This is a genomic window from Acinetobacter radioresistens DSM 6976 = NBRC 102413 = CIP 103788 (assembly GCF_006757745.1).
Taxonomy (GTDB): domain Bacteria; phylum Pseudomonadota; class Gammaproteobacteria; order Pseudomonadales; family Moraxellaceae; genus Acinetobacter; species Acinetobacter radioresistens.
Map to the genome: position 1 here is coordinate 1,811,497 of NZ_AP019740.1, position 25,952 is coordinate 1,837,448.

Sequence of the window (25,952 nt, forward strand, 5' to 3'; positions counted from 1 at the left end):
CACTCTTAAACTGATAGTTGACGAAATGCATGTAGTGGATTATTCACCAGACGTAGCTGTACTTTGCTATCACCAAACAGCCGTCTTTTGGTTAAAGATTCAATGCAAAACTGCGCTGCAAATACATCAAATTTTTCATATCTACTTTGATGCTGCGGGTATTTTTTCTGGAAGTGATGAATAATATCGGCCGCCTTTTGCCAGAATTGCTGTTCAGCTAACCCAATTTGCTGTTGCAGGGTGATCGCAATATCACTTAAAGCGACAAAAAATAGACAGGCACAACTAAAATCCCGAACTGCATTTAAATCATCGGTCAAAATAAAGGACATGCGATTGGCTTTGGCATGCTCTGCCGGCAAGGCATGTAATTTAGGACACTCATCTGGATGGGTGAGTTGGTCCGGATGAAAACGAACACCGTCATGAAAATCTTTTAAAATAATGCGGGTTGGCCAGCCATTCTGATGTAGCAGAATGATGTTTTGTCCATGTGACTCAGAGCCGATTCCTTCAGCATGCAATAAAAACAGAATAGGCTGGATCACCACGGAGAGGAATTGGGTCAGCCAGGCTTCAGTTCCATGTGCATCTAACCAGGGCTGAATCAGAAGTTGGCCATCGTTCTGGACATGACTGATGCCGTTCAGCGGAATGGCATCTTCCCCCGGCTTCAAATAGTGGTGAACGCTTTCACGCCACAGACTTCCAATCGTGCCATAAGCCTGTCTGGCATGAGATGTGGGAAGCTTGGTAAAGTCAACAGCAGTCGCATGTACTTCTCTTAAAATTGCAAAATCTAAAGAATGGGCAATCTCGCTCTTTTCGATCAGGCCTTGCAACCAGTCGGTAATTAACGGGCCATTCATAGCGGCATGCGAAGCCAGAATTCGTGAGCTTGAAGTATTGGTTAAACTCATCGAAAGTTTGATATAAGGCTTTTCTGGATGCTGTAAGTTGGTTAAGGTTCTTAATGATTGCTGCGCAATATAGGCATCAGTACCACGGCCTAAATACACCATTTTTTGTGCGGTTATTTCTTCAAAAAATGTATGGGCCAGGGTATTTTCCCACTGCCAGGGATGTACAGGCAGCCAAGTATATTCAGTAGCATCCAAGCCCTGCCTTACCAAAACCTGATTAAATATTTCTGTCTCTCCTTTAGTCAGCTGTTCATGTAAAAACTGATCTGCATCAATTGAGTGAGAGACATTCTCTGAACATAAAGAAGAATGTACAGCCAGCCAGACCAGATGGACCGGTTGTGCATACTCTACGCCATATTTCAAGTTATCTTGCAGGCTGAAGCCAACCCGGGACTTATAACACGGGTGATAGGGATGCCCCGCCATCAAATAGGTTTCAAGAACGTCATAGCTGTGCTGGACAGCAGGAAGCGAAAACGCATTTTGATACTGCTGCGATTGCACATCATGAATAAAAGTCCGTTTTAATTCATGAATAAAATCTTCTAGTTTTGCCCCATTTGGAATAGCCCGAACAATTTCATCAATCACCTGATTTAATTGTGCAACCGTTCTTTGCCCGGTATGGTCTTGGCGCATGACATCCTGATCATCCATACGCACCAAACCAAAACTCAAATAGTGTTTACCCGAGGCAATATACTCTACCGCCTGCTGGTTTCGATCCTGAGCACTAATGATAAAACATTCATTTTCTATTGTGGCTGCAATTACCTCTTCATAAATCAGTGCCTGAAATAACTGTTTAATAACTCGTTGCTCTACCTTTTTAATAGCAGCCTGATCGGGTTGTTGCCAAGCCAAGGTAGGTGTAAAAGTGGAATGGTTATTTTGTGCGAATGCTGTAGCTAAGTGACCCATAATTTTTCCTTGATTATTAATTTTAAACATGAAGTGTGGACTGTTTTGAATGTGGAAATTTCCATGCATAGGGCAAGCCTAATAGCATCATGCCGGCACAGAAGAAAAACAGTTCGCGAATTGCATACAGTTGTGCAATAGGCAGTTCATGGTTCAATAACAAATGCTGTGTACGAATTTGTAAATAAAGTGCAGCCATCACCACGGCGACAGCCGAACAGAGGCGCCGAAACAGATTATTGACAGCAGCCCCTTGCGTGACCAGCTCTGGATTATGTAGATGATTAAGCCCTGCGGTGGTCGCAGGCATATATGACAAGCCAAAACCCAGACCATGAATGATCATGCAAAAGATGAGCAAACTAATAGATAGACCGGCAGCCAGGCCCAGCCCTATAAAGGCGATTGCAGTTAGCAACAGGCCAAAACTGATCAGCCGTTTTGCACCGTGCTGATCTAGATATTTACCTGCGTGTCTGCTGCATAGACTGGTGGCTAAGGCACTACTCATCAGCAATAGGCCTGTCCAGATTGGACTTAGCTGAAGTGTATTCTGGACCAGTAATGGAATCAGTAGCAGGCTCATAAACAAGCCAACAGTATGTACAATCGAAATGATCAGACTGTAATTAAACTCACGGCTTTGAAATAAGGGCCAAGCAATAATCGTGCTGGTTCTTTTTCGGCTGAACCAAATAAAACCAAACCCGCTTAATCCACTTAAACCGAAGAGCCACCAGAATAAAGACTGGGAAAAATCTGCCCATTGCTTAATTGTGCTTAGCCCCAACAGTAACGAAATGATTGAAACCGCCAGCAAGCTAAAACCGAACCAGTCAAATTTCAAATTGCGAATAAGTGACTGCTTGGGCAAATATAACCATCCGATGGCCAATGCTGCTATAGCCAAGGGAACATTTAGCAGAAAAAGTACTTGCCAACTGAACCAGACCAGAAGCAGTGCACCCAACATCGGGCCACAGGCCAGAGTCAGCATGATCATTGCGCCCCATAGTCCCGTTGCACTACCACGTTGCTGTTTCGGTGTCACTGAAAAAATAATGCCCAGCGACAATGGAATCATCAATCCACTTGCAAAACCCTGTAAGGCCCGTACAGCCAATACTGTTTCAAAGCCAGAGGCAAATACACCGCAGACTGAACTCAACATAAAAATACTTAATGCAGATAAGTAGACTTGGCGCTGACCAAAGCGCTGGCTTAAAAAACCAGTTAACAGCAGGCTGAGGCTCATGGTTAAAAGAAAAACTACCACCACCCAGCTTACTGCTACTTCTGCAATCTGAAAATCCTGCATCAACTGGGGAATTGCCGGGTTAAAGCTACTATTATTGAGACTCACCGTTCCTGTTCCCAACATAACAGACAGCATGACCCAGCGTTGGGACAGGTCAGGATCCGAAACAGAACGGGAATCTGAATTTGATATTTCAGCCATGACAATTCCCCATTTATTTCATTGAATATTGAGGAAATAAATCTGCTACTTTTTTTGAAATCGGTGATGAAATCACATCTGTCCGAAAATTACTTTTGGCTATAGCAGGCATAGCAAACGAAGCTTCAGTTTCCTTAATCTGAAAATCCTGAAAACTTTGTCGGCCTTCAATTTCAAAATAAGTTTTACCTAAAATTTGATTAGCTATTTTTGCAGAACGAAAAGCTCCTAAACCCAAGTCAGGCGTCCCGACACCATGATGCTGCAAGTCCGTGTTCTGAACATAAATTTCCCCATCACCCTGATAATTGAGTTGATGGTTTTCATTAATTTCCCATTGATGCTGTGGATTTAAACCAATCTTAGAGCCAAGCTTATTTAAAAAGTCTAAAGATGGATATTGATAGCCCGTTGCAGCAATAACCGTACTGGCTTGTATATTTAAATTCTGCTGTTTCTGTATCTGTAAAAATTTAAGCTGAATATTTTTTCCATGAACCAGCTGGGCATTTTCAAGATGATAATGACCTGCCAGAGTGACATGTGTATCTACTGCTCCAATACTGCGCTGATAAAGCCGTTCATAAATGTCCCGGATAGTTTTGGCACTAATACCCTTGTACAGGTTGGCCTGAGTTGCAGGTAATGTCGTTTTTAAGTCTTGGGATAAATGATAAAAATAAGACATATAATCTGGACTAAAACTTTCCAGACCGAGCGGCGTATTTTCCATGGGAAAAAAGCCTGCTGAACGGGTGAGCCAATATAAATGAAATTTTGCTTGCCCGGTTTCAGGGTTAATCTGCCTGTCAAATAAGTCAATAAAGATTTCAGCAGCTGATTGACCCGAACCAATGAGCACCACATTGCCCGATAACTGCTGATCACCCTGATGTAGATAATTCGAGGAGTGCAGACAGTGTGGATGTTGCTCGGCTATCCGCTGTAATGGCTGGGGTAACTTGGGTGTTGTCCCTGTTCCCAACACCAGTTTTCGAGTTTGATGCACAGATAGCCGGCCTTTTTGTTCGGTAATAACCTGAAAACCACCTAAAATTGGCGCGATGTCGGTTACTCGGCTACCAAACTGCAAATGCTCTAATTGTTGAACGACCCACTGACAATAATGATTGTATTCTTGGCGTGGAATATATAAATTTTCCCGAAAATAGAACTTATATAGACGTTGATGGGCTTTTAAATAATTTAAAAAGCTATACGGGCTGGTCGGCTCGACCAGACTAACCAGATCCGCCATAAAAGGTACTTGCATCATGGCATTAGGTAGCTGTATGCCAGCATGCCAGTCAAAATCCTGACGTTTCTCGAAAAATTGGTATTTGAGTGAGCTCTGCTGATGAAGCAAGGCTGCCAGACTTAAATTGAAGGGTCCTAAGCCGATCCCGATAAAATCAAGCATATTCAGCCTCCACTACAGTCTGTACAACATACAGCGGGTTTTTAAGGTTGATGTAAATGGATTGCTGAGAAATATGGGCTTGTAATTCATCTAACTCATACAAACGCGTCATCAAATTACCTTTATAGGGGAAGGTTTCTTGATATAAAACAGTTTTTAATAAATTACTTTCCGGATATTTCTGGTAGGCCTGCATCAGACAGGATTGCAGCATTTCAATCAGTTTTTGCTCTTCAACTACTCCTGTTATACCAATGGCATTGATCAGACCGAATAAAGTATTACCAATAAAGTAATAACGGAAACGCTCATCCACTAAAGCTATTGGACAGACTGCTTGGCCATCTGTTGCCAGTGTCGGGAAACGTTCTAAAATTTCGCTGGCCAGTTCCTTGATATAATAGAATCCCTGATTGTCTCTAAACCAGACATTTTTAGGCATACCCTCTTCAAGCTCAATTAAAGTATTTTGCTGATGGGCCTCAAATGCCATACCAAATTCATGATACAACTCCATTAGTGGCAAAATCGTGATTTCCAGAAAACGCTCAAACCACTGCAAAGCAATATTGGCTTGGCTTTGACCAGTTTTTCGGGAAAGATTCGCAAAGATTTCGCTAAAACGGTTTCTAGCTTCAAAAGGATGGTCTTGGCAGAGTGAAGCAATACAGGTCACATTAGCATTTTCCTGGAATGGGTTTTCGCGCAAAATACAAATGGTTTCATCTAAAACCTGGCCGTTAACTTTTAAAGCCATCCAGGCCGGATCACTGATAGTTTTTAAATGTGGATGACGCTGCCTGAAACCGGAAAGACACTCATCATTCCACAATTTGTAGCTCAGCAAACCACGATGACATTCTTTATAAAGATTGATACGAATAGAGTTGGTTACGGCGACTGTCAGAGATGTTTTAAACATCCAGGGCGCCTGTTCGCTATATAAAGTACGTACCGAGGTGGTCGCTTTCATCTCCCAACCCAAGGCACCAAAATCAACCAGTCTGCCTTGATGTAAAAGCTGTTGATACCAGTCTTTATCTTTTAAGTAGCGGGCTTGCCATGGATGTAATGGTAATAACACATAATCAGGATACTCATCCATTTTGGCTTGATGATAGGCATTAAAAAATGGTGCAAGGTCCTGTTTTAATTGGTTAGAAATATCAGTTTTATGTGCATTGTCATGTACTACCTGATCTGGATGGATATACAGGAAATGCATCTTAAAAGTACTTTGGGTTTCTGGAGAATAAAGCTGCCAGTCATTTTGAACAAAACCCTGACGGCTCTTTGGTGAGGGATGCATACTATGCCCGAGAACCAGAGCTTGCTCACTTTGAATAAAGTTTTGCTGGACCTTAATTACGGCATCGATCTGCTCTTCACGGTAACTCAGAAATTGTTGCAGAGCCCCGCGGCTTTGAATCCAGCATTCAAGCAAAGATGAGGAATCTAATGCTTCATCATTTTTTTGAAAAATTAAATTTTCCAACAAGTTTGCTGCCAAATTGACCGGGCTCAGCTTCAGTATTTTCCCGCCTTGTTCTACCCACGGTAAAGCAGCGAAACGATGTCTGCCTACTTTGCTCACATAGGCAAGTGGCGCATATAAAAACCCGGAAACTGTTTGCAAAGGAATACACAATACGGTATTTCCCTGACTCTGATTTTGTAACTGTTGCGATTGTTCTGCGCTAGGAATAAAACGACCATTACCTGTTTCTTGTAGATATGCATTGACTAAATGTTGTAAAGCGATCTTATCCGTGAACGATCTCATCTTCATCACTCTATTAAGTAAAAATAGTGTGATGAGTAAAATATACTTATATAAATTAATTGTAAATGATAATTACTATTATTTACATTTTCATTTAATAGAGTACTAACAATCAATATTGCATACATAGCTTTAAAAAAATCTCCATTAAATTAAATACTTAAATAAAAATTTCTCTATAGATAAAAGAACAGATAAACTTATTGAGGAGTTATAGTGAAATAATTTAGGTTGGGATGACTAACTGCTTTAGTATCCGAATATATTAATTTAGATGTTGAGTATGTAGCTGAAATCGACGTGAAAACAGCGGCAGCCTTAGGTTGTATTCAGTTCAGTACAGAAAATTTGTCCCGGTCAGTTAGAAAGTTTTTATATTTTTTAGATGATAGTTTTTCTAGAAAATTACTTTATACCGCAAATAAATATAAATTTATATATTAATTAAACAAAATCAAAAAATTATCAGAACATCTGTCTCTCGTATTGTATATAGCTTTAGGTATATTTTCCTGTAGCATGAATAACCATCCTCGCTATTTTATTTCCCTTTTTCAATATGATTTAAAATTGCACAATCTGCACTATTATCGCCAGTACAATAATTTGCTGATGTCTGTAAAAGATTAACCATTTCCTGAAATCTGGCGATTCTTTGTTTTAATTCATCGATATGTTTTAAAGCCAGTTGCTTAACCTCAGCACTTTGACGATCTGTATTTTTCCATAAGGAAACCAGTTCTTTCATTTGCTCTGAGGAAAAGCCTAAATCTCTGGCATGCTTTATAAAAACCAAGGTTTTTAGATCACGTTCTGAATAAATCCGATAGCCAGAATCCGTTCTTTTAGCAGGCTCAAGCAGACCAATCTGTTCATAATAACGGATCATCTTAGTTGAAATGCCTGATTGTTTCGAAGCTTGACCAATATTCATTTATTACCTCTGGCCTAAACAGGGTTTCAACCTTAATTTGATTTCCACCCTTATCAATATAGTTTATGTACTCACTTGCGGCGCATTGAAATATTTTAGGCGTAAGGCATTACCCAATACAAAAACAGAAGATAATGCCATGGCACCCGCTGCAAAGATGGGTGACAGTAAAATACCAAATGCAGGATACAATACCCCCGCCGCAATAGGGATCAAGGCAATATTATAAACAAACGCCCAAAACAGGTTTTGTCGAATGTTACTAATGGTTGCCTTACTTAATGCGATTGCATTGGGTACACCCTGTAAATTACCTGACATCAATATAACTTCTGCTGCCTCAATCGCCACATCGGTACCTGTGCCTATTGCCAAGCCAACATCAGCTTGGGCCAAGGCTGGCGCATCATTAATACCGTCTCCAACAAATGCTACCCGACCATATTGCTGTTGCAACTGACGTACTACCTCAACTTTTCCATCAGGCAGAACTTCAGCCACGACCTGATCTATATGTAAACGCGCAGCAATCGCCTGAGCAGTATGGCGATTATCACCTGTAATCATGGCTACCTTCAAACCCAACTGGTGTAAGGCATTAATGGCAGCATATGTGGTTTCCTTGATGGGGTCAGCAACAGCAATAATGGCTGCTAATTTATGGTTAATTGCCACATAGATTGGGGTTTTACCCTCTTGTCCCAAACGTGCTGCTTCCTGCTCAAAAGATGTAACATTAAGGTCCAACTGCTGCATGTAACGGTCAGCACCAATCTGGACACTCTGTCCTTCAACCTCTGCCTTAATGCCTGATCCTGTAACTGAATCAAAAGCTGTTACAGGCAACAGATTGATTTTTTGCTGCTCTGCAGCCTGAACAATTGCCAGTGCAATCGGGTGTTCAGATTTTGCTTCAACCGAGGCCACAATCTGTAGAACTTTCTTATGTTCAAAACTTTGCTGAACATGAAAATCGGTCAATAGTGGCTTACCTTCAGTCAGTGTACCTGTTTTATCTAATGCAACAACCTTAACTTCCTGTACAAGCTGAAGAGCCTCACCTTTACGGAATAACACACCCATTTCTGCACCGCGTCCTGTACCTACCATAATTGAGGTCGGGGTCGCTAGTCCCATTGCACAAGGGCAGGCAATAATCAATACTGCCACTGCATTCACCAAACTAAAAGTTAAGGCAGGTTCTGGACCGAAAATAAACCAGACAATAAAAGTCAGCGTAGCTAACAGCATTACCATTGGAACAAACCACATCGTGACTTTATCAACCAACATCTGAATAGGGAGTTTGGAGCCTTGAGCCTGCTCAACCATACGAATGATTTGTGCCAATACAGACGACTCGCCAATCGCAGTTGCCCGAATATTTAATGTTCCGTTCTGGTTGATTGTCCCGCCTACCACCTGATCTCCCGAATGTTTTTCTACAGGAACAGGCTCACCTGTAATCATGGACTCATCAATATAGCTTCGGCCTTCCACTACTTCCCCATCAACAGGCACACGTTCGCCAGGACGAATCTCAACAATCGTGTCAGTAGTCACCTCTGCAACTGGTACTTCTATCACCTGCCCATCACGGTAAATACGCGCTGTTTTAGCCTGCATTCCTATTAAATGTTGAATAGCCTGTGAAGTACGTCCTTTAGCCTTTGCCTCTAAATAGCGTCCTAATAAAATCAAGCTCACAATCACGGCTGCTGCCTCATAATAGACATGCACTGTGCCTTGAGGCAGTATTTCTGGAATAAAGGTTGCAACCAGTGAGAAACTATATGCAGCCAGCGTTCCAACAGCAACTAGAGAATTCATGTCTGGTGCCAAACGGAACAGGGCCGGAATTCCTTTCTGGTAAAAACGTCGGCCTGGAAATATGAGTACTAGTGTGGTTAGAACAAATTGAATCAGCCAGTTCGGTTGATGACCAATATATTCCATTACCCACATGTGAAAGGCTGGAATCATATGCGAACCCATTTCCAAAATGAAAACAGGCAGAGCTAAAATCAGGGAAAGAATTAAATCACGTTTAAGCTGTTGCTGTTCTGAGGCCTTTTTGCCCTGTTGTTCATTTTGATCTTGCTCAACCAGCTTGGCAGTGTAGCCAGCCTTTTGTACAGCCTGAATCAGATCATTAATCTGTAATTGAGTATTGCCTTGTACCCAAGCCCGTTCAGTTGCAAGATTGACATTGGCCTGTTGTACACCTATCACCTTTTTTAAGGCTTTTTCTACTCTTGCTACACAAGAGGCACAAGTCATCCCATCAATTTCAAGTTCTATGGGCTGCGTAGCACTAACTTCATAGCCAGCTCGCTCTACGGCTTTAGTCAATACCATAAGGTCTAAAGGCTCAGAAGAAGAAACCACGGCCTTTTCAGTGGCCAGATTAACCTGGGCACTTTCAACGCCCTCCACTTTCTTCAATGCCTTTTCCACACGCCCAACACAGGAAGCACAGGTCATACCGGTGATGGATAATGTTTCACGATAGGGAGAGGGTTTTATATTTTTTGAATCCATAACAACCTCTGTCATGACAATCTTTAAGGTGCAGCATACAGATTGACATCATGGTAAGGTCAAGCAAATTTTTTAAAAGAATACACTTGACCTTACCATCATGGAAAGGTTTAAACTTTGCTTGAAGTGATGTTCTATTTGGAGAAAATCCATGAAATTATTGATTGAAAATATGACTTGTGGGGGCTGCGCCCGTGGTGTGACTGCAACCATTCATGAAATAGACCCTAGTGCCAAAGTTGATATTGATTTAGCGACCAAGGTCGTCAGTGTAGAATCAACCGAAAGTATCGACAAGATTACAAATGCTTTAGCAGAAGATGGTTTTCCAGCAAAATCTCAATAAAATATTTGCTCACTTATCGCCTTATTTTTAGAAAAATAGGGCGATAAGGCCTAATAAAAACAAATATTTTTTATACTAAACAATAGATAAAGCAGTATCACGTCAATCAAGTTAATTTAGCGCTCAGGTTGTTTCCTGTTGTTTTTATTTATACTCCAATCAATACTTATATTGCGCAGTGTTTATTCTCTCTTCATTTTATCAAAAGATTTTTCAGCTTATCCAGATCAAATTCTTTAGTTGAATTAAGATATAACGTTCCTTTTGCTTCCTATCATCTTTTCAGAACTTGTAATCTTTTTTATTGCCTTAACTTTCCTGTTCTTTTATCAAAAATAACCTAGTCTTCAATTATTTTTATTAAATAAAACTTAATTACATCATTTAAGACAAATATTTTACTATTAGCTTTTAACATTTATTTTTACTCATCAATCATTTAATTTAGGAACAGTAAGCGCCTTGGAAATATAATCCCTTTACTCACTATACGCCTATGCGCACTTTGACTAGAGATATATTTACAAAGTTATATAAATTATTATTTTTATAGCATTAAATCAAAATTTTAACTCTCATCTTTCCTTAAATAACTCTTCACCCATCTTCACCAAGACTTTTTATTAGTATCACTCAATTTCATGTTATTTATGATACAAACTGACAGAGCATACTTTTTGTTGTTAATTTACGCACTCATATGAGCAATCCTTTTTGTGAATCTATATGGATTTGTTAATATGACACCCGTAGAGTGCCTTCGTACTCTCACATACTGTTGACTCAATTTTAATATAGAAGAAGATATACTTTTCTCTTCGTTCAGGTCAGGTACGCATCGAATTGGTTAGACAGCCAAAATTCCTAGAAAACTAAATTTATTTTATAAATTTAAGGATTTACATACATGAATAGCACAGAAATAATGGCTGACCTCTCCACCCATACACCTATGATGCAGCAGTACTTAAAAGTCAAAATGCAACATAACCATGCCTTGTTATTTTATCGTATGGGTGATTTTTATGAATTATTCTTTGATGATGCTCATAAGGCCACCAAACTTCTTGGAATTACCTTAACCCATCGCGGTAAAGCTAACGGCAACCCTATACCGATGGCGGGCGTACCTTATCATTCTGCAGAGGGCTATCTGGCGCGTCTGGTTAAAGCTGGCGAAACAGTCGCCATCTGTGAACAGGTGGGTGAAGTTACAGGCAAGGGTCCTGTAGAGCGTAAGGTTGTACGTATTTTAACACCAGGTACACTAACTGATGATGCTCTGTTAAGTTCTTATCAAAGCTCTAATCTGGTCGCCTTATATTTTCAGCAGAACCAAGTGGGTATCGCCTTACTGGATTTAAGCGCGGGTATCTTTAAAGTTCAACAGCAGGAATACAGAGCAGAACAATTGGCAATTGAACTTTCCCGTTTAATGCCAAGCGAAATTCTGGTCGATGAAGATCTCGTCGATGCCAATATTATTGAGCAAATCAAGAAACAGATTGATTGTCCAGTCACTAAACGTCCAAATGTTGATTTTAATTTAAATAATGCGCAAAAAACGTTATGCGACCAGTTTGCTGTGTCCACTTTGTCCGGTTTTGGTATTGATCATCTACCTCTAGCGAAGGCCGCCGCCGCCGCCCTCATTCACTATGCGAAAGAGACACAAAAAACGGCTCTGCCGCATATTCGGTCTATCCGTCTGGAACAGAGCAGTGATTTTATTGCGCTTGACCCGGTTACACGGCGCAATCTGGAAATTATTGATCCGTTGTTTGAGCATGGTACGTCATTATTTCATCTCATTAATGAGTGTCAGACTGCAATGGGCTCACGGTTACTCAGCCGCACCTTAATGCAGCCCATACGTGATACAGTCATTTTAGAAGCCCGGCTTGATGCCATTGAGCAACTGGTTAAGGGCTATCATGAAGCTCCTGTAAGGTTGGTTTTAAAAGAAATCAGTGATATCGAACGGGTATTAAGCCGTATTGCCTTAGGCACTGCACGTCCCCGTGATCTGGTACAGTTGCGTCAGGCATGTAGCCAAATCCCTTTTTTACGTCATGCATTACAGCCAGTAATTGATAGTAAAAAATCAAAAATGCTTCATCAGCTTTATCAGGAGCTCGGTGATTTTAAGGTCTTATCTGAACGCCTAAGTTCAGCAATTGTTGAAAATCCGCCAGTATTATTACGTGACGGCAATGTAATAGCCGAAGGGTTTGATCATGAGTTAGATGAGCTACGTAAAATTCGTGACCATGCCGGCCAGTTTCTAATCGACCTGGAAATTCAGGAACGTGAGCAGACAGGTATTTCTACACTTAAGATTGGTTATAACCGGGTCAGCGGCTATTACATTGAACTTACCCGTGCACAGGCAGAGCAGGCACCCGAGCATTATATTCGTCGTCAGACGCTAAAGAATGCTGAGCGTTACATCACCCCAGAACTCAAAAGCTTTGAAGATAAAGTGCTTTCTAGCGAATCGCGTGCTTTGGCACGTGAGAAACTCCTGTTTGAATTAATACTTGAAGAACTGCGTCAGGATATTGCCAGTCTGCAAGTTATGAGCAGTGCTATAGCTCAGATAGACCTGCTGGCCAACTTTGCCTATCAGGCCCGCTTAAAAAGCTGGAACCGCCCGGAGTTTTCACCTGAAATTGGGATCAAGATTATAGCTGGACGTCATCCGGTCGTAGAAAGTTTAAGTAAAACCCCTTATACCCCAAATGATTCTTCTCTGGATTTTAATCATCGCATGGCGATTATTACTGGTCCGAATATGGGAGGTAAATCAACTTTCATGCGCCAAACTGCGCTAATCAGCCTATTGGCATATTGCGGCAGTTTCGTACCGGCACAGTCTGCACGACTCGGACCAATTGACCGGATTTTTACTCGCATCGGTTCAGCAGATGATTTGTCATCGGGTAAATCCACTTTCATGGTAGAGATGACAGAAACCTCTCAGATTCTGCATCACGCTACCAGTCAGTCTTTAGTGCTTATGGACGAGGTTGGCCGTGGAACCAGCACTTATGATGGGCTGTCTTTAGCATGGGCCTGTGTACTGGACTTAACTAAACGTATTAAATGCCTGTGTCTGTTTGCTACCCACTATTTTGAGTTAACCGAGCTTGGCCAGGAAGCTGGTATAGATAACTATCATGTAACAGCCAAAGAAATGAATGGCAATCTGATTCTTCTACACAAGGTACAGCCTGGGCCAGCAAGCCAGAGTCACGGCTTACAAGTAGCTAAACTTGCGGGTATCCCCGCCAGTGTAATTAAAGAAGCACAAAAACGCCTCAAAATTCTGGAAAAGCAGCAGCAACAGCATTTACAGACAGTGGTACAAAATGATCTTTTTGATGTAATTCCCCCCGTAGTTTCTCCAGTCACGGAGACGATAATGGAGGTTGAAAAAACTTCTCCTATACTAGAGTCTTTAGAACAGCTTGATGTCGATAGTCTTTCTCCACGGGAAGCTTTGGCTCAGCTCTATAAACTCAAAGATCAGCTTGAGCAGACGATGAGTAAAGGCTGAAAATAGACCACAAATCTGAATATAAAAATCGCACTATTCAGTGCGATTTTTATATATTGCTATTTCTACCTGCATTCTGTACAGCTTATCTATTTTCAAGTCTATAATTTATAAAATTAAATTTATCTTTATCTCGTTATAAGATAAATGCAGACATCTTTATGCAGATAAGACCAAGAATCTTGGGTTCTATTTCCAGATTATTTTTTTACACTCCTTGAGTTGACCACTTAAACAGTATAATTGATCAGGAATTTAAACTTCTCTCATAAATCTTAACTTCTATTACAACAATCAATCCTGAGCTTGGAATCAGTAATAGATTTTCAAGCTACAATAAAGTAACTCGGCCAAGAATTAATCTTAAAAAATATTGGTATAAATAAGGCATTATTTTTTATAGATCTTACTGTTCATTTTTAGACGAAATTTACTCCTGTACTCTTTATTGGTAGTTATGCTCTTGTTTTTGAATTGCTATTTTTATGAAATTTTTCAAGAAATATAGAACTGTTTTGCTTAGTACTGTTTAAATATCAATATTCTAATTGTATTTCATGCATATAAATAACAAATATCAATAAAAGGAATTGTTAGTAGAGTAGATTTTTGCCTAAAATAGCGCATTACTCATTAGAACCGTATTTTTAGGTAGCTGTCGCCATGACCTTTGTTGTCACTGAAAACTGTATTAAATGTAAATATCAAGACTGTGTAGAAGTTTGCCCGGTAGACTGCTTCTATGAAGGTCCGAATTTCCTGGTTATTAATCCTGATGAATGTATTGACTGTGCTCTGTGTGAACCAGAATGCCCAGCTAATGCAATTTTCTCTGAGGATGAACTTCCAGAAGGTCAGGAAGTGTTTATCGAACTTAATGCAGACCTTTCACAAAAATGGCCAAACATTACTCAAATTGGTGAACAGCCAGCAGACCGTGAAGAGTGGAATGGCAAACCGGACAAGCTCCAGTATCTTGAGAAATAAAATGAGAAAAGATCAGCATAAGCTGATCTTTTTTTATACTCAAATTAAACATTAGATTGCAATTTTTCCCATTTTTCCCGACATTTTTGAATTAGAATAGATATCCAATTTATAAGTAATTGATTTTTCGATGAAGCATTTATTGAAAGGTATAATGGCAATTGGCATTATGCCTTTGGTGATGAGTGGTTGTGTTACTGCGCCGCAACAAGGCAATATGGCCCATCCACAAGGAAAACGTATTTTTATACCACAGGAACGCGTGATTATTGAACGTCCGATTCCACCTAAAGTTGTTCCTAATTCTTACCAAACCTGGCTTGCTTCAGGCGATAATCTTAGACGTGTGCGCGAGTATGAACAGTTTCTGGAACGCAATAACGTCGGCAATATTATCCCCAGCTTTGAACTCATGCGTACTGCCCGTGACTGGCAAAAATGTGGCCGCTCACAATATGCCATCCCAAATCGTGAATTATGGAATAACCAGCTGGCAACCATACGTATATTTAAATACCTGGTAGCGTCTAAAATTCTGACCGATTTTGAAGTGACTTCAGTCTATCGGGATTTACCTTTAAATCAATGTGCTGGTGGGGCCAATTCTTCACGCCATTTGTTCAATTCAGCTATAGATTTTCGTATAGGGCCAGAGTTTCCTCAACCTGAAGATTATGCTTTCATTGAAAATACCAAATTTAAATTATGCCAATTCTGGTCTCAGCATGGGCAAAGCTTTAATATGGGTCTTGGCCTGTATGCCTCTGGACAAATTCACATTGATACTCATGGTTACCGTACTTGGGGACCAGATCTGACCCGTAACAGTTCAATGTGTCATTTCTAATTGAATTTCTGTCAGATACAGGAGGCTTATGCCTCCTTTTTTACAATCAGAAATTGTAGAAAAAACCAGCGAATCTTTTTAGGGTAAATTGAACTCTGACTAGAAAGGCTTACAATTGCCTCAATGAAAATACAGGTGATCAAATTATGCAGCAGATGTGGACAGAGGTTGACCAATTTATTGATTCACATTTAATTCCCGATGATCGATGTTTAGGACGAACTGTAGATAATACAGCACGTCGAGGTCTGCCTGAACATCTGGCAGTTGCCCCTAATCAGGGAATGCTTCTGCAAATGTTGATCCAGATGAACAATTGCAAGCGAATTCTGGAACTGGGTACTTTTGCTGCTTATAGTACAGTCTGGTTAGCCAGAGCACTGGGTGATGAAGGTTATGTGCTTACTATCGAAGGCCGTGAAGCTCATGCTGCTGTCGCACAGGAAAATATCGAGCATTCCGGACTGGCTGCTCAAATTGATTTAAAAGTTGGACGTGCTGCTGATATTTTAAATGAATTAATTAAACAGAATGCCGAACCTTTTGATTTTATTTTTATCGATGCCGACAAACAGAGTTATTCTGAATACCTGGAATTAAGCTTGAACCTTTCACGTTCAGGAACTTTAATTTTCATGGACAATGTCATACGTGCCGGTGAAATCATCAATCCTGAAAATAAAAAACCAAGTATTGAGGGTATCCGCGATTTGTTTGAGGCCTTAAAAGGTCATCCTCGACTTCTATCTTCTACAGCTCTACAAACAGTCGGAAGTAAAGGTCACGATGGGTTTGCATTAGCTATTGTAAAATAAAAACTCAAAAGCATAAAAAACAATCACTATAAAAATATTTTTAAATTTCATTATTTTACATATACTGTCCATATAGTTATCCACAGTAATTGCGGATAACTATATGGACTTTTTTAATACTATTTAAAACTTTACAACTTATTCTAAATATATTAATGGCTAAATAGATTGGTCTTTAAAGATCAATTATTTTGCTACTAATAGCGGAACTGTCGCGTTACGGAAAATAGTTGTAGCGATACTACCCAAGAAAAATTGCCGAATTTTACTCTGACTAAAGGCTCCCAGAACAATGATCTGAATTCCATGTTCACGCTGATAATCTAAAATATTTTCTGCTACATCTCCATAGCGATATTCTACTACAACATCGAGTCCTGCATTCTTCAAGAACTGAGTAGGCTCATTTAGAACCTCCGGTTGGTCACCTACATAAAGCAAATGGCACTGCAACTGTCTAAGCAGGTCACTCACTGCAATGCGGCGCATCATGGCAAGACAGGTCGGTGAATACTCATAGGCAAAAATAAACCGTGTTGGTGGCTTAAACGTTTCACCTACCGTCATTACCGTACTTTTTACACCACGGATAAAGTTTTCAACGTTACTACCAATTGCTTTGTTACGTTCAGCAGAGCGTTCACCCACACGGCCAATCACAACAATATCTTCTTCATGAAGCAAATTGAAACTCTGCTCCAGAAAATCTCCCTTTTCCTGAATTTTAGTACAGGTAATACCGTATTTTTCTTGAATCAGATTGGAAATATGTTTAAGCAGATTATTACTATAATCCATGGCAAGTTCACTTTGTTTCTGTTCAAGTTCTGCCAGTTCTTTCAAGAGCATGGCATTACTTTCAAAGCCAATTACGCCACTAATTTCTCCCAAATGATAACTGGCAGGGTAATAATCCAGAATCTGTAATAGCACTAGTTCTCGTTGTGTTTTCGATGCTATCCAGGCAGCTGCCTCAGCAATTGCATTGATACATGGAGATGAGTCAATACATGCAATTACACGGTTCATTTTACGCCTCTCTTTAGGTCTTAACGCCCAATATGTTTTAATGTCATAACTTAAGCTATCACAAAGCAAGTACTTTATGCGTTAATTTTTTAAACTGGAAAACCTGCCAGTAAAATAATCATTTATAAATATTCTATATTAGAATGCAGTTTTTATTTCCGATAGCGAATCAGTTTAGCAGGATTTCCTGCCACAATTTCACAGGTAGCCACATCATGTGTCACCATACTATTCATACCGACTACTGCATGTGCTCCTATTTTGATACCATCTTTTACACCAACATGTGCACCTAACCACACATCTTTCCCAATCTCAATTCCCTGAGAACGCACCGGTTGCTGGTAGATCGCCTGTTCAAGTGCCATACCATGATCAAATGCATACAGATGACAATAAGCGGCAATCCTGGCCTGATCATGTAGACGGATTCCAGCACGACCACCATCTAAAATACAATGGTGATTAATCGCGACTTCCTGCCCGATCTCAATTGGACCATGTAAGGTACAGTCTGCTGCAATAAAGCTATGATCGCCAATAATAATCTTGCGTCCCGGTTCGGCAAAAATATGGGCAAGTGGTGAAATAAAGCAGTTTTTACCAATCTCTACTGTTTCCATTTCCATCAGATAAGCCTGATATTCCTGCTGCCATGCTTCGGCCCAGGCCCGATGATGGGGCTTTAACGTATAGTACAGCCAAGGCATATAATTCAAGCGGTGCTTATGCTGATCTCTATATTTTAGTAAAGGATCCTGTTCAGGCATGCTCCTGCTCCTGTAATTTTAGCTGTTCCCGTCCCCGGCTAATATCTTGAAGTTTTAAATTAAAGGAATGAATCTGATGCACTTGCAAAAGTAACTCTACTTCTACTCCTGTAGCTGTATAATTTTCCTGAAACTCAATCTGCTGCTGGTTAAGTTCATATTGCAATATAGCCCATTCATTAAAATGACAGCAGAAGTAAGCCTGTTTTTTCTCAATTACTTCAACCTTTTCTGCCAGCAGCAGGCACTGTCCAGCACATCCACCATAAGCCCGTACCAGCCCTCCTGTGCCCAGCTTGATTCCACCATACCAGCGGTTAACCAAGACAATAACATTGGTAAGTTCATTCCCTTCAATAGTGGCAAAAATAGGACGGCCTGCTGTTCCTGAAGGTTCCCCGTCATCGTTAAAACGGATTTGATGCCCAATTTTCCAAGCCCAGCACTGATGAGTAGTACTATGATCTTTATAAGTTTCAAGAAAATCTTTTACTGCCTGTTCATTATCTACAGGCGCAGCAATTGCAAGGAAACGACTCTTCTTGATTTCTTCTTCAAACTGCACTGGGGAGGAAATTGTAAACGGCATATCACCATCACATGTTGCAACAAATATTAAGTATAACCGGTTTAATTTTAAAAATAAAAAAGCCTCCCTCAGGAGGCTTTTCAAAGTAAGTTTCTTAACGTTCCCGTAGAGCTTCCTTAGCTTTATTAAATGGTTTAAGCAGATAGTCCAATACTGTTTTCTGTCCGGTACGAATATCTACCGTTGCCACCATCCCCGGGGTAATTCCGAAACTCTGCCCGGCCTTATTGATCAGCTTGTCCGTATCGGTACGGATGTAAACCCGGTAGTAGAACTGGTCCTGCTTCACTTCATCACGAATGGTATCCGGTGAAATTACGGTTACCTTCCCCTTGAGTCCACCGTAAATTGAATAGTCATAGGCCGTGATTTTTACCAGCGCATCCTGTCCCGGCCGAATAAAAGCAATATCCCTGGGAGAGATGCGTGCTTCGATCAAGAGCTGTTCATCCAGGGGAACAATCGTCATCAGCTTACCATTTTGCGGCACTACTCCACCGCGGGTCATTACATCAATTTCCTTTACAATTCCACGGACCGGCGCCTTGAAAGTGGTACGCTGCAGAGTATCAGATTTACCTTTGACCACCTGCTGCTGGGTTTCAATATCTGTGTTGGCTTTGGCCAGTTCCTCTCGTGCTTTTACATAGTACTGGTTACGCAAATCATTCATCTGGTTTTGCAGATCATTCGCTTCACGCTTTAAACGCAGGACTTCAACTTCGCTGGCTGCCCCTTTAGCAACTAGCGGCTCGGTCATAACCAGTTCCTGCCTGACCAGCTCCAGTGCCTGTTTAAGTCCCGACATGGACTGTTCCAGATTGCTGCGCCTTGAATAATAGAGCGCAGTTTCTTCCTGAACCAGTGCCGGTACTTTACGTACACTTTCTGGAAATGATAATGGCGTACCATTTACCTCAGAGCGTAAGCGTGCCGCAGTTGCCTGTGCCGAAACCAGCAGCGACTCGGACTCTCCTACATTGGAAGCAAAGCGGGTTGGGTCAAGCTGGGCCAGTACCTGTCCCTGCTCGACAATATCACCTTCCTTAACGTTGAGACGGGTCAATATGCCACCTTCCAAGGACTGAATTACCTGTTCTTTCGATGACGCAATCACCTTTCCGGTTCCGGTTGAGACCTCCTCAAGTTTAAACAACCAGGCCCAGACCAGCAGTACCAGCAGACATAAGCCGACAATCCAGATTACCAGACTTGATTTGGGTAAGGGAGGCTCCCGGTAAGAGACTGTCATAGAACGTTGCAGTTCAGGTTTGTGATCACTCATGCCTGGCCTCCTTGAAGGGTCTTATGGGGCTGTACTGCTACAGTTTGCTGCAGGATCTGGTCTCTCGGCCCGTCCATCATGATCCGGCCCTCATTTATAATAATAATCCGGTCTACCAGTTCCAGCACTGCACGCCGGTGGGTTGCCACGATCAGGGTACGGTGTGACAGCCAGCCCTTAAGGTGGTCAATCAGCTGTTTTTCTGAAACGTCATCAATAGAAGCAGTAGGTTCATCCAGCAATAAAATATTAGGCTGGCGAATCAGTAACCGGGCTAATAATAATGCCTGACGCTGCCCACCCGAAAACCCGATTCCCCCTTCCAGAATAATATGGTCCAAGCCTTCTTTTTTCTCTTTAATAAAATGCAATGCACCGGTAATTGCCAGTGCCTTTAACACATCCTCATCGCTGGCCAGAGGCGCACCTAAAGTCAGGTTTTCGCGGATGGTACCATAAAACAGGTGAGCATTCTGGTTAAGCAAAGCTACATCGCGGCGTACATCTGACGGGTCAATCAGGTTCAGGTCTAATCCATCCAGGTCAATGTTCCCTTGCAGGGGAACCTGCATTCCGGCCAGCAACTGTAGCAAAGTCGTTTTACCGGCACCATTGCGGCCAAGTATGGCAATCTTTTCACCTTCACGGATACTGAGCTTTGGAATCATCAGGCTGGGTTTCGGGTCATCTTCACCATATTTAAAGACTATGCCGTTGAGTTCATAATTGCCATATAGTACAGGCCGGTGAATCAGACTGGCCCGCTCAGGCTGATCTACCGGTTTTTTCATTAGCTCATCCAGACTCTGTTTAGCTACTTTAGCCTGCTGCAAACGTCCCAGCACACCTGTAATCTGTGAAATTGGCGCCAGCATACGTGAAGACAGGATTGAGCAGGCTACCAGTGCACCAGTAGTCATGTCACCTTCCATTACAGCAAAAGCACCGACCAGCACTACAATGGCATAAGTCAGTCCCTGGATTTTCTGAGTCCAGGCTGTCATTACGCCGACAATCTTGCGCTGTTTCATACTGACATCGGCAGAGACTTCATTCATATGGTTCCACTGGTTCTGAAAGCGGGATTCTGCCCGTAGCAGCTTGATATCTTCAATTCCCTGTACGGCTTCAACCAGTATGGCATTTCGGATAGAGGATTCACGCATGCCTTCCTGCGCAAGCTTGGCCAGCGGCTTCTGGGCCAGAATACCGGGAATAATCATCAGCGGTACCACTAGCAGCATCACCCAGAACAGGTTGCCACCGATGATCCAGAAGATAACCAGAAACAGAAAGAAAAAAGGTAAATCGGCAATGGCACTGATTGTGGTTGAGGTGACCAGTTCCCTTACACCTTCGAGTTCACGTATCTGGGAGATAAAAGTTCCGGTTGATTTTGAACGTTCGCTGTTTTTAATCCGTAATGCATGACCAAATACCCGATCTGAAACTTTAAGGTCAGCACGTTTGCCAATAATATCGGACAGGTAAACCCGGGCTACCCGCATGATAAATTCAAAGATCGCAGCAATCAGTACCCCTCCAGCCAGAACCCATAAAGTTGGAATGGATTGGGAAGGTACGACCCGGTCATAAACCTGCATGGAAAAGATAATAGTCGCCAGTGCCAGAATATTTGCCATGAGAGAGGCAAACATAATGTCGATATAACGTTTCCAGTCCTTGAGGACAATGCTCCAGAACCAGTTAGCTTCATAAGGCTTGATATATTCATCAATCCGCGCATCAGGTACCGAACTCTCAGGCCGGAGGATGTAAACAGTTTTAATGACTGGCTGTAGCTCATCTACTTTAAAACTTTGCGCCAGGCCCTGATCGCCACTCAGCTGTATACTGACATTACCGGCGGTGTCGGCCTTGTCAATCACTCCCACCTGTCCATTTCGGAATTCAACCAGAACCGGCAAACGCCAGGGATTCAGTATATCGGGCGTAAATTTACTCTTACGTAAGCTTAAACCTACCTGACGGGTCATCAATAACAGAACCTCATCCAGAGTCTGGATCTGGTTCCAGTCCAGCTGCAAACGAATGCGCTCTTCAGAGGTTTCAATACGGTAATGTCGGGCAACCGTCATTACGCCCTGTAGCCAAGGCTGGTAATTTATTTTTGTACTCATGGCTGAATTTCAAATCCCTGAATCGAAATATTATTTAAGTCATAGACATCACGTGAACGTCCTGTTGCCGCGATATTCTGAACAATACTGTCATAAATGTCATAACGGGCGATTTCAATCTCTGAAGCCGAGGAATGGATGGATTGTTCGGCATTGAGCAAATCCACTACCGTCCGCGTTCCAAGTTTATACTGTTCCTGATAGAGCTCTTTTGTCCGCACAGTGGTAGCCTGTCTTGCAACGAGTACCTGCATCTGTCTCTGCTTATTTTCAACCTGTTCACGGGTGGTCCGTACCTGATCCAGCACATCAAGATAAACTGCATTAACTCTGGCCCGGGCTGCCTGCTCCGCATAACCCGCTGCACGTGTCTGCGAAGTTACTGCCCCGCCCTGATAAAAGTTGCTGGTAGCCTCTAGCATGACAGAGCTGTAGAGCCCATCATCTTCATTATTATTGGGATTCTGGCCATTAACTGCCTGGCTCAGCGAACCTCTAACATTCAAGGTTGGATAACGGCTTAACCGGGTTTGTTCTCTTTGCGATTTTGCAATCTCGACCTGTGCCTGAGCAACCATCATCTGCGGGATCGTAGTAAATTGTGGCTCTTCATATAATGCTGATCGGGCTACCAGTGTTTCTGGTATGATCCAGCCAGTGTGGCTGACTTCAAAACCCAGCAAGGTGCGCAGCCGTTGCTGATACTGCCGCAGAAAAGACTGTTGCGCAATTAGATTTGCCTGGGCGGATTCAAGATAAGACTGGGCCTGTACCGGATCAGCCTGACTGATGATACCTGCTTTAGCGCGCAGGTTAGCAATCTCCAGAATATATTGAATACCGCTGATCTGCTGCTGGGCAATCCGGCTAAGCTCCTGATATCGCTTAATGTTAATCACGGTATTAGCAACTTCAAGAGCAATTTCATCAATACTGACCAGCACATTGGCCTGTTCAGCCTGTAATCGGGCTTGTTCAGTATTCACACCGGAGCGGACCTTACCAAAATCATAGAGCATCTGAATGGCATTCAGGCTCAGCAACTGTCTGCCCCGCTCTCCTGTGGTCATATCACCCGTACTTAAACCACCTGAAAGCTGTGGATAATAGCCAGCCCTGGCCACATCAATATTGGCATTTTGTGCAGCAACAGACGAAATACTCTGAGTAATTTGCGGATTACGCTGCACAGCCAGTCGCACCGCTTCAATCAGTGAAAGCTCTGTGGAGACTTGAGTCGAAACAGACGCCGGACTAGCTGAACCCACTACAGGCAACTCCTGAATAGCAGACCGATCCAGCTGAAAATTGCTAAGTTCTGCAATATTTACCTGTCGATATGATTCATTCTGCTGAGGTGAGAACAACTGGACAAGATTGTTTTTTAAAGTATGGTAACTTTCACCAGGAGTGGCGGCATTTAAGGTAGTTAAAGGTGCTAGGGTTAAATATAGAACCGCAGGTATTAATCCATTAACTTTTTTATTAATTACTTTATTCTTCATAAAAGGGTTACAGTGTTGAACGCTTTGCTATAGGTATAATTTGGAACTTTTACATTTTACATATTTTTAATAACTGAACCGTAATTTTTGTTAAATAGTTTTACTGGTTTTTAAAATTGTAATTAAGGAAAAAGCTCACAAGATTTATTTTAAATCTCAGTAAAATAAAAGAGCTTATGAGCGGTTTAGAAGTAGGATCAAAAAAAAGACTGTCTAATTAAACTGTGAAATCCTCACCTAAATAGACCTGCCGCACTGTTTCATTTTCCAAGATTTCTTGTGGTGTACCCTCTGCAATCACTGCACCTTCACTGACAATATAAGCTTTTTCACAAATAGCCAGTGTTTCACGAACATTATGATCAGTGATGAGTACACCGATGCCACGTTCTTTCAGATTACGAATAATATCTTTAATATCGCCTACTGAAATCGGATCAACGCCTGCAAAGGGTTCATCCAGCAGCATAAATTTCGGATCAGCAGCCAGAGCACGTGCGATCTCGGCCCGACGGCGTTCACCGCCAGAAACACTCATACCTAATGAATCTTTAATATGAGTAATTTTGAAGTCATTCAGTAGTTCATTCAAACGTTGCTGACGTTGCTGTTTATTCAGGTCTCTACGGGTTTCCAGAATCGCCATGATATTTTCAGCAATTGTCAGCTTGCGAAAAATTGATGCTTCCTGAGGTAAATAGCCAATTCCCTTACGCGCACGCTCATGCATGGCCAGATCTGAAAGATCCAGATGATCCAGATGGATTTCACCTTTATCCATACGGACCAAGCCGACCACCATATAAAAACTGGTCGTTTTACCGGCTCCATTTGGACCCAGGAGACCAACAATTTGACCGCTCTGCATGGAAAAAGACACATCTTTCACAACCCAGCGTTTGTTGTAGTTTTTTGCCAGATGCTTAATAGTAAGAGTTTGTGGCTGGCTTAGTGATTGCTCCATTAATCACGTGCTCCCGGGAAATTTTTTGAAGCTGATGGTGGAATAATAATCTGTACCCGGCCTGTCGATGAACCTGTACTGTTTGATGAGCCAACAGCCTCAATATCGCCTTTATTCATGCTATAGCGCAGGGTATTTCCTCGAATACTTGCTCCATTCTGATAGAGATAAGCTCCACCAGAAAGCGTAATAATACCAGTTTCAGCATTGTAAACTATCTTTTGGGCTTCGCCACGAGCCAGACCTTTATTGGTATCGAGCTGCTGCTGGAACTTGGCAGGTTTGCCTGTAGCAGTAATCGTACTGATCTGGCGGCTTTTATTAAGCTGAGCCACAATTGAGTTGGCTTGAAGCTTCATAGTACCCTGTTCGATAATGACATTACCGGTATAAGTGGTTATACCAGTTTTTTCATTATAGGTTGCGCGGTCAGCAACCAGTGATATCGGCTGATTACGGTCAGAAGGTAGAGCCAAAGCAGCTACAGAAGTTACTCCGAGCAATGCAGTAAGTACAGCCTGTCTCAGGAAAGTTGAAGTTCGGTTATAATTAAGTGTTTGGGACATACTTTCCTCGAATATTAAAGAATTCGTATTGACCTTTATTTAAATCGGCTTTTAAACCTTGACTTACAAATTCTGCCTGAGGTGACTGCACAATAACCTGATGGTCAGTTTCCAGCTGCTTTAGCTTGGGATAACCTGTCAATTTATCGGTACGAAACTCCATAGGCCCCTGTGCGCCTAAACGGGTAGCCACTACATCCTGCGATAAGACAATTTTTTCATTGTCATTAAAGCTATTGGCCTGACGTGCAAAGAAAGTGGCATTAACTGTCCCGTCCTCATACATAGAAGCATCCAGATTATCAAGCCTGGACGTTTTTTGTTGCATATCCTGTTCCAGACGGTCAACCTTGGCTTTTACATACAGATTACCTTGCTCATCTGTTTGAGTAAGATGAATGCCTTTTGCGGAATAAGTCATGTTACGCCCTGAATTCACCTCAAGCCGTTTGCCCTTTCCACTGAAATAATAATAACCACCGCTTAGGGCTGCTATTAAAATCGCAACAACGTATAAAACTCGGGTATCCATAAGCGTGGTTCTAAGTTCTTTAAATCAGGACAT

General features: G+C 41.8%; 20 protein-coding genes. 5 read left to right on the plus strand and 15 right to left on the minus strand.

Features of this window, described 5'->3' with window-relative positions:
• Positions 1-5: 5 nt before the first annotated feature.
• The 6 genes from ACRAD_RS08490 to ACRAD_RS08515 form a co-directional block, all read right to left on the minus strand.
• Positions 6-1,847 (minus strand): IucA/IucC family protein, encoded by a 1,842-nt coding sequence (locus tag ACRAD_RS08490; protein WP_005026570.1) that lies wholly within the window; start codon positions 1,845-1,847, stop codon positions 6-8.
• A gap of 22 nt (positions 1,848-1,869) precedes the next feature.
• The gene (locus ACRAD_RS08495; protein ID WP_005026572.1) at positions 1,870-3,306 is read right to left on the minus strand and encodes an MFS transporter; all 1,437 of its coding nucleotides are present in this window, start codon (positions 3,304-3,306) and stop codon (positions 1,870-1,872) included.
• A gap of 13 nt (positions 3,307-3,319) precedes the next feature.
• Entirely contained in the window at positions 3,320-4,726 is a 1,407-nt protein-coding gene (locus ACRAD_RS08500) for a lysine N(6)-hydroxylase/L-ornithine N(5)-oxygenase family protein (protein ID WP_005026573.1), read from the minus strand.
• Positions 4,719-6,509: an IucA/IucC family protein gene (locus ACRAD_RS08505; protein ID WP_005026574.1), complete on the minus strand. Its 1,791-nt coding sequence runs from the start codon at positions 6,507-6,509 to the stop codon at positions 4,719-4,721. The genes ACRAD_RS08500 and ACRAD_RS08505 overlap by 8 nt, the downstream gene beginning before the upstream one ends.
• A 541-nt stretch (positions 6,510-7,050) precedes the next feature.
• Entirely contained in the window at positions 7,051-7,443 is a 393-nt protein-coding gene (cueR, locus tag ACRAD_RS08510; RefSeq protein ID WP_005026575.1) for a Cu(I)-responsive transcriptional regulator, read from the minus strand.
• A gap of 63 nt (positions 7,444-7,506) precedes the next feature.
• Positions 7,507-9,984, minus strand: coding sequence for a heavy metal translocating P-type ATPase (locus ACRAD_RS08515; protein WP_005026577.1), 2,478 nt, complete (start codon positions 9,982-9,984; stop codon positions 7,507-7,509).
• 151 nt (positions 9,985-10,135) lie between these two features.
• On the opposite strand from ACRAD_RS08515, the gene ACRAD_RS08520 reads away from it, so the two are divergent.
• The 5 genes from ACRAD_RS08520 (at position 10,136) to ACRAD_RS08540 (ending at position 16,538) form a co-directional block, all read left to right on the plus strand.
• A complete protein-coding gene (locus ACRAD_RS08520) occupies positions 10,136-10,330 on the plus strand; it encodes a heavy-metal-associated domain-containing protein (RefSeq protein ID WP_005026579.1) in 195 nt (64 codons plus the stop codon).
• 907 nt (positions 10,331-11,237) lie between these two features.
• Positions 11,238-13,889: a DNA mismatch repair protein MutS gene (gene mutS, locus ACRAD_RS08525; protein WP_005026580.1), complete on the plus strand. Its 2,652-nt coding sequence runs from the start codon at positions 11,238-11,240 to the stop codon at positions 13,887-13,889.
• Positions 13,890-14,552: 663 nt separating this feature from the next.
• Positions 14,553-14,876, plus strand: coding sequence for a ferredoxin FdxA (fdxA, locus tag ACRAD_RS08530; RefSeq protein WP_005019709.1), 324 nt, complete (start codon positions 14,553-14,555; stop codon positions 14,874-14,876).
• 130 nt (positions 14,877-15,006) lie between these two features.
• Positions 15,007-15,723, plus strand: coding sequence for a D-Ala-D-Ala carboxypeptidase family metallohydrolase (locus ACRAD_RS08535; protein ID WP_005026581.1), 717 nt, complete (start codon positions 15,007-15,009; stop codon positions 15,721-15,723).
• 146 nt (positions 15,724-15,869) lie between these two features.
• A complete protein-coding gene (locus tag ACRAD_RS08540; RefSeq protein ID WP_005026590.1) occupies positions 15,870-16,538 on the plus strand; it encodes an O-methyltransferase in 669 nt (222 codons plus the stop codon).
• A 186-nt stretch (positions 16,539-16,724) separates the two neighbouring features.
• Here ACRAD_RS08540 and ACRAD_RS08545 read toward each other — a convergent pair whose 3' ends face one another.
• From ACRAD_RS08545 to lptC, 9 genes are all read right to left on the minus strand, one after another.
• A complete protein-coding gene (locus ACRAD_RS08545) occupies positions 16,725-17,567 on the minus strand; it encodes a universal stress protein (protein ID WP_005019705.1) in 843 nt (280 codons plus the stop codon).
• 152 nt (positions 17,568-17,719) lie between these two features.
• Positions 17,720-18,337 (minus strand): acyltransferase, encoded by a 618-nt coding sequence (locus tag ACRAD_RS08550; RefSeq protein ID WP_005026591.1) that lies wholly within the window; start codon positions 18,335-18,337, stop codon positions 17,720-17,722.
• Positions 18,330-18,926 carry an IMPACT family protein gene (locus ACRAD_RS08555; protein ID WP_005026592.1) on the minus strand — a complete coding sequence of 199 codons (597 nt, stop codon included), beginning with the start codon at positions 18,924-18,926 and terminating at the stop codon, positions 18,330-18,332. Before ACRAD_RS08555 ends, ACRAD_RS08550 begins: the two co-directional genes overlap by 8 nt.
• A 94-nt stretch (positions 18,927-19,020) precedes the next feature.
• Entirely contained in the window at positions 19,021-20,211 is a 1,191-nt protein-coding gene (locus ACRAD_RS08560) for an HlyD family type I secretion periplasmic adaptor subunit (protein ID WP_005026600.1), read from the minus strand.
• A complete protein-coding gene (locus tag ACRAD_RS08565) occupies positions 20,208-22,352 on the minus strand; it encodes a type I secretion system permease/ATPase (RefSeq protein WP_010700220.1) in 2,145 nt (714 codons plus the stop codon). Before ACRAD_RS08565 ends, ACRAD_RS08560 begins: the two co-directional genes overlap by 4 nt.
• Entirely contained in the window at positions 22,349-23,857 is a 1,509-nt protein-coding gene (locus ACRAD_RS08570) for a TolC family protein (RefSeq protein WP_005026604.1), read from the minus strand. Before ACRAD_RS08570 ends, ACRAD_RS08565 begins: the two co-directional genes overlap by 4 nt.
• A 217-nt stretch (positions 23,858-24,074) precedes the next feature.
• Positions 24,075-24,821, minus strand: coding sequence for an LPS export ABC transporter ATP-binding protein (gene lptB / locus ACRAD_RS08575; protein WP_005019697.1), 747 nt, complete (start codon positions 24,819-24,821; stop codon positions 24,075-24,077).
• Positions 24,821-25,387 carry a lipopolysaccharide transport periplasmic protein LptA gene (gene lptA, locus ACRAD_RS08580; RefSeq protein ID WP_005026607.1) on the minus strand — a complete coding sequence of 189 codons (567 nt, stop codon included), beginning with the start codon at positions 25,385-25,387 and terminating at the stop codon, positions 24,821-24,823. Before lptA ends, lptB begins: the two co-directional genes overlap by 1 nt.
• A complete protein-coding gene (lptC, locus tag ACRAD_RS08585; protein WP_005026609.1) occupies positions 25,371-25,919 on the minus strand; it encodes an LPS export ABC transporter periplasmic protein LptC in 549 nt (182 codons plus the stop codon). The genes lptA and lptC overlap by 17 nt, the downstream gene beginning before the upstream one ends.
• Between the last annotated feature and the right edge of the window lie 33 nt (positions 25,920-25,952).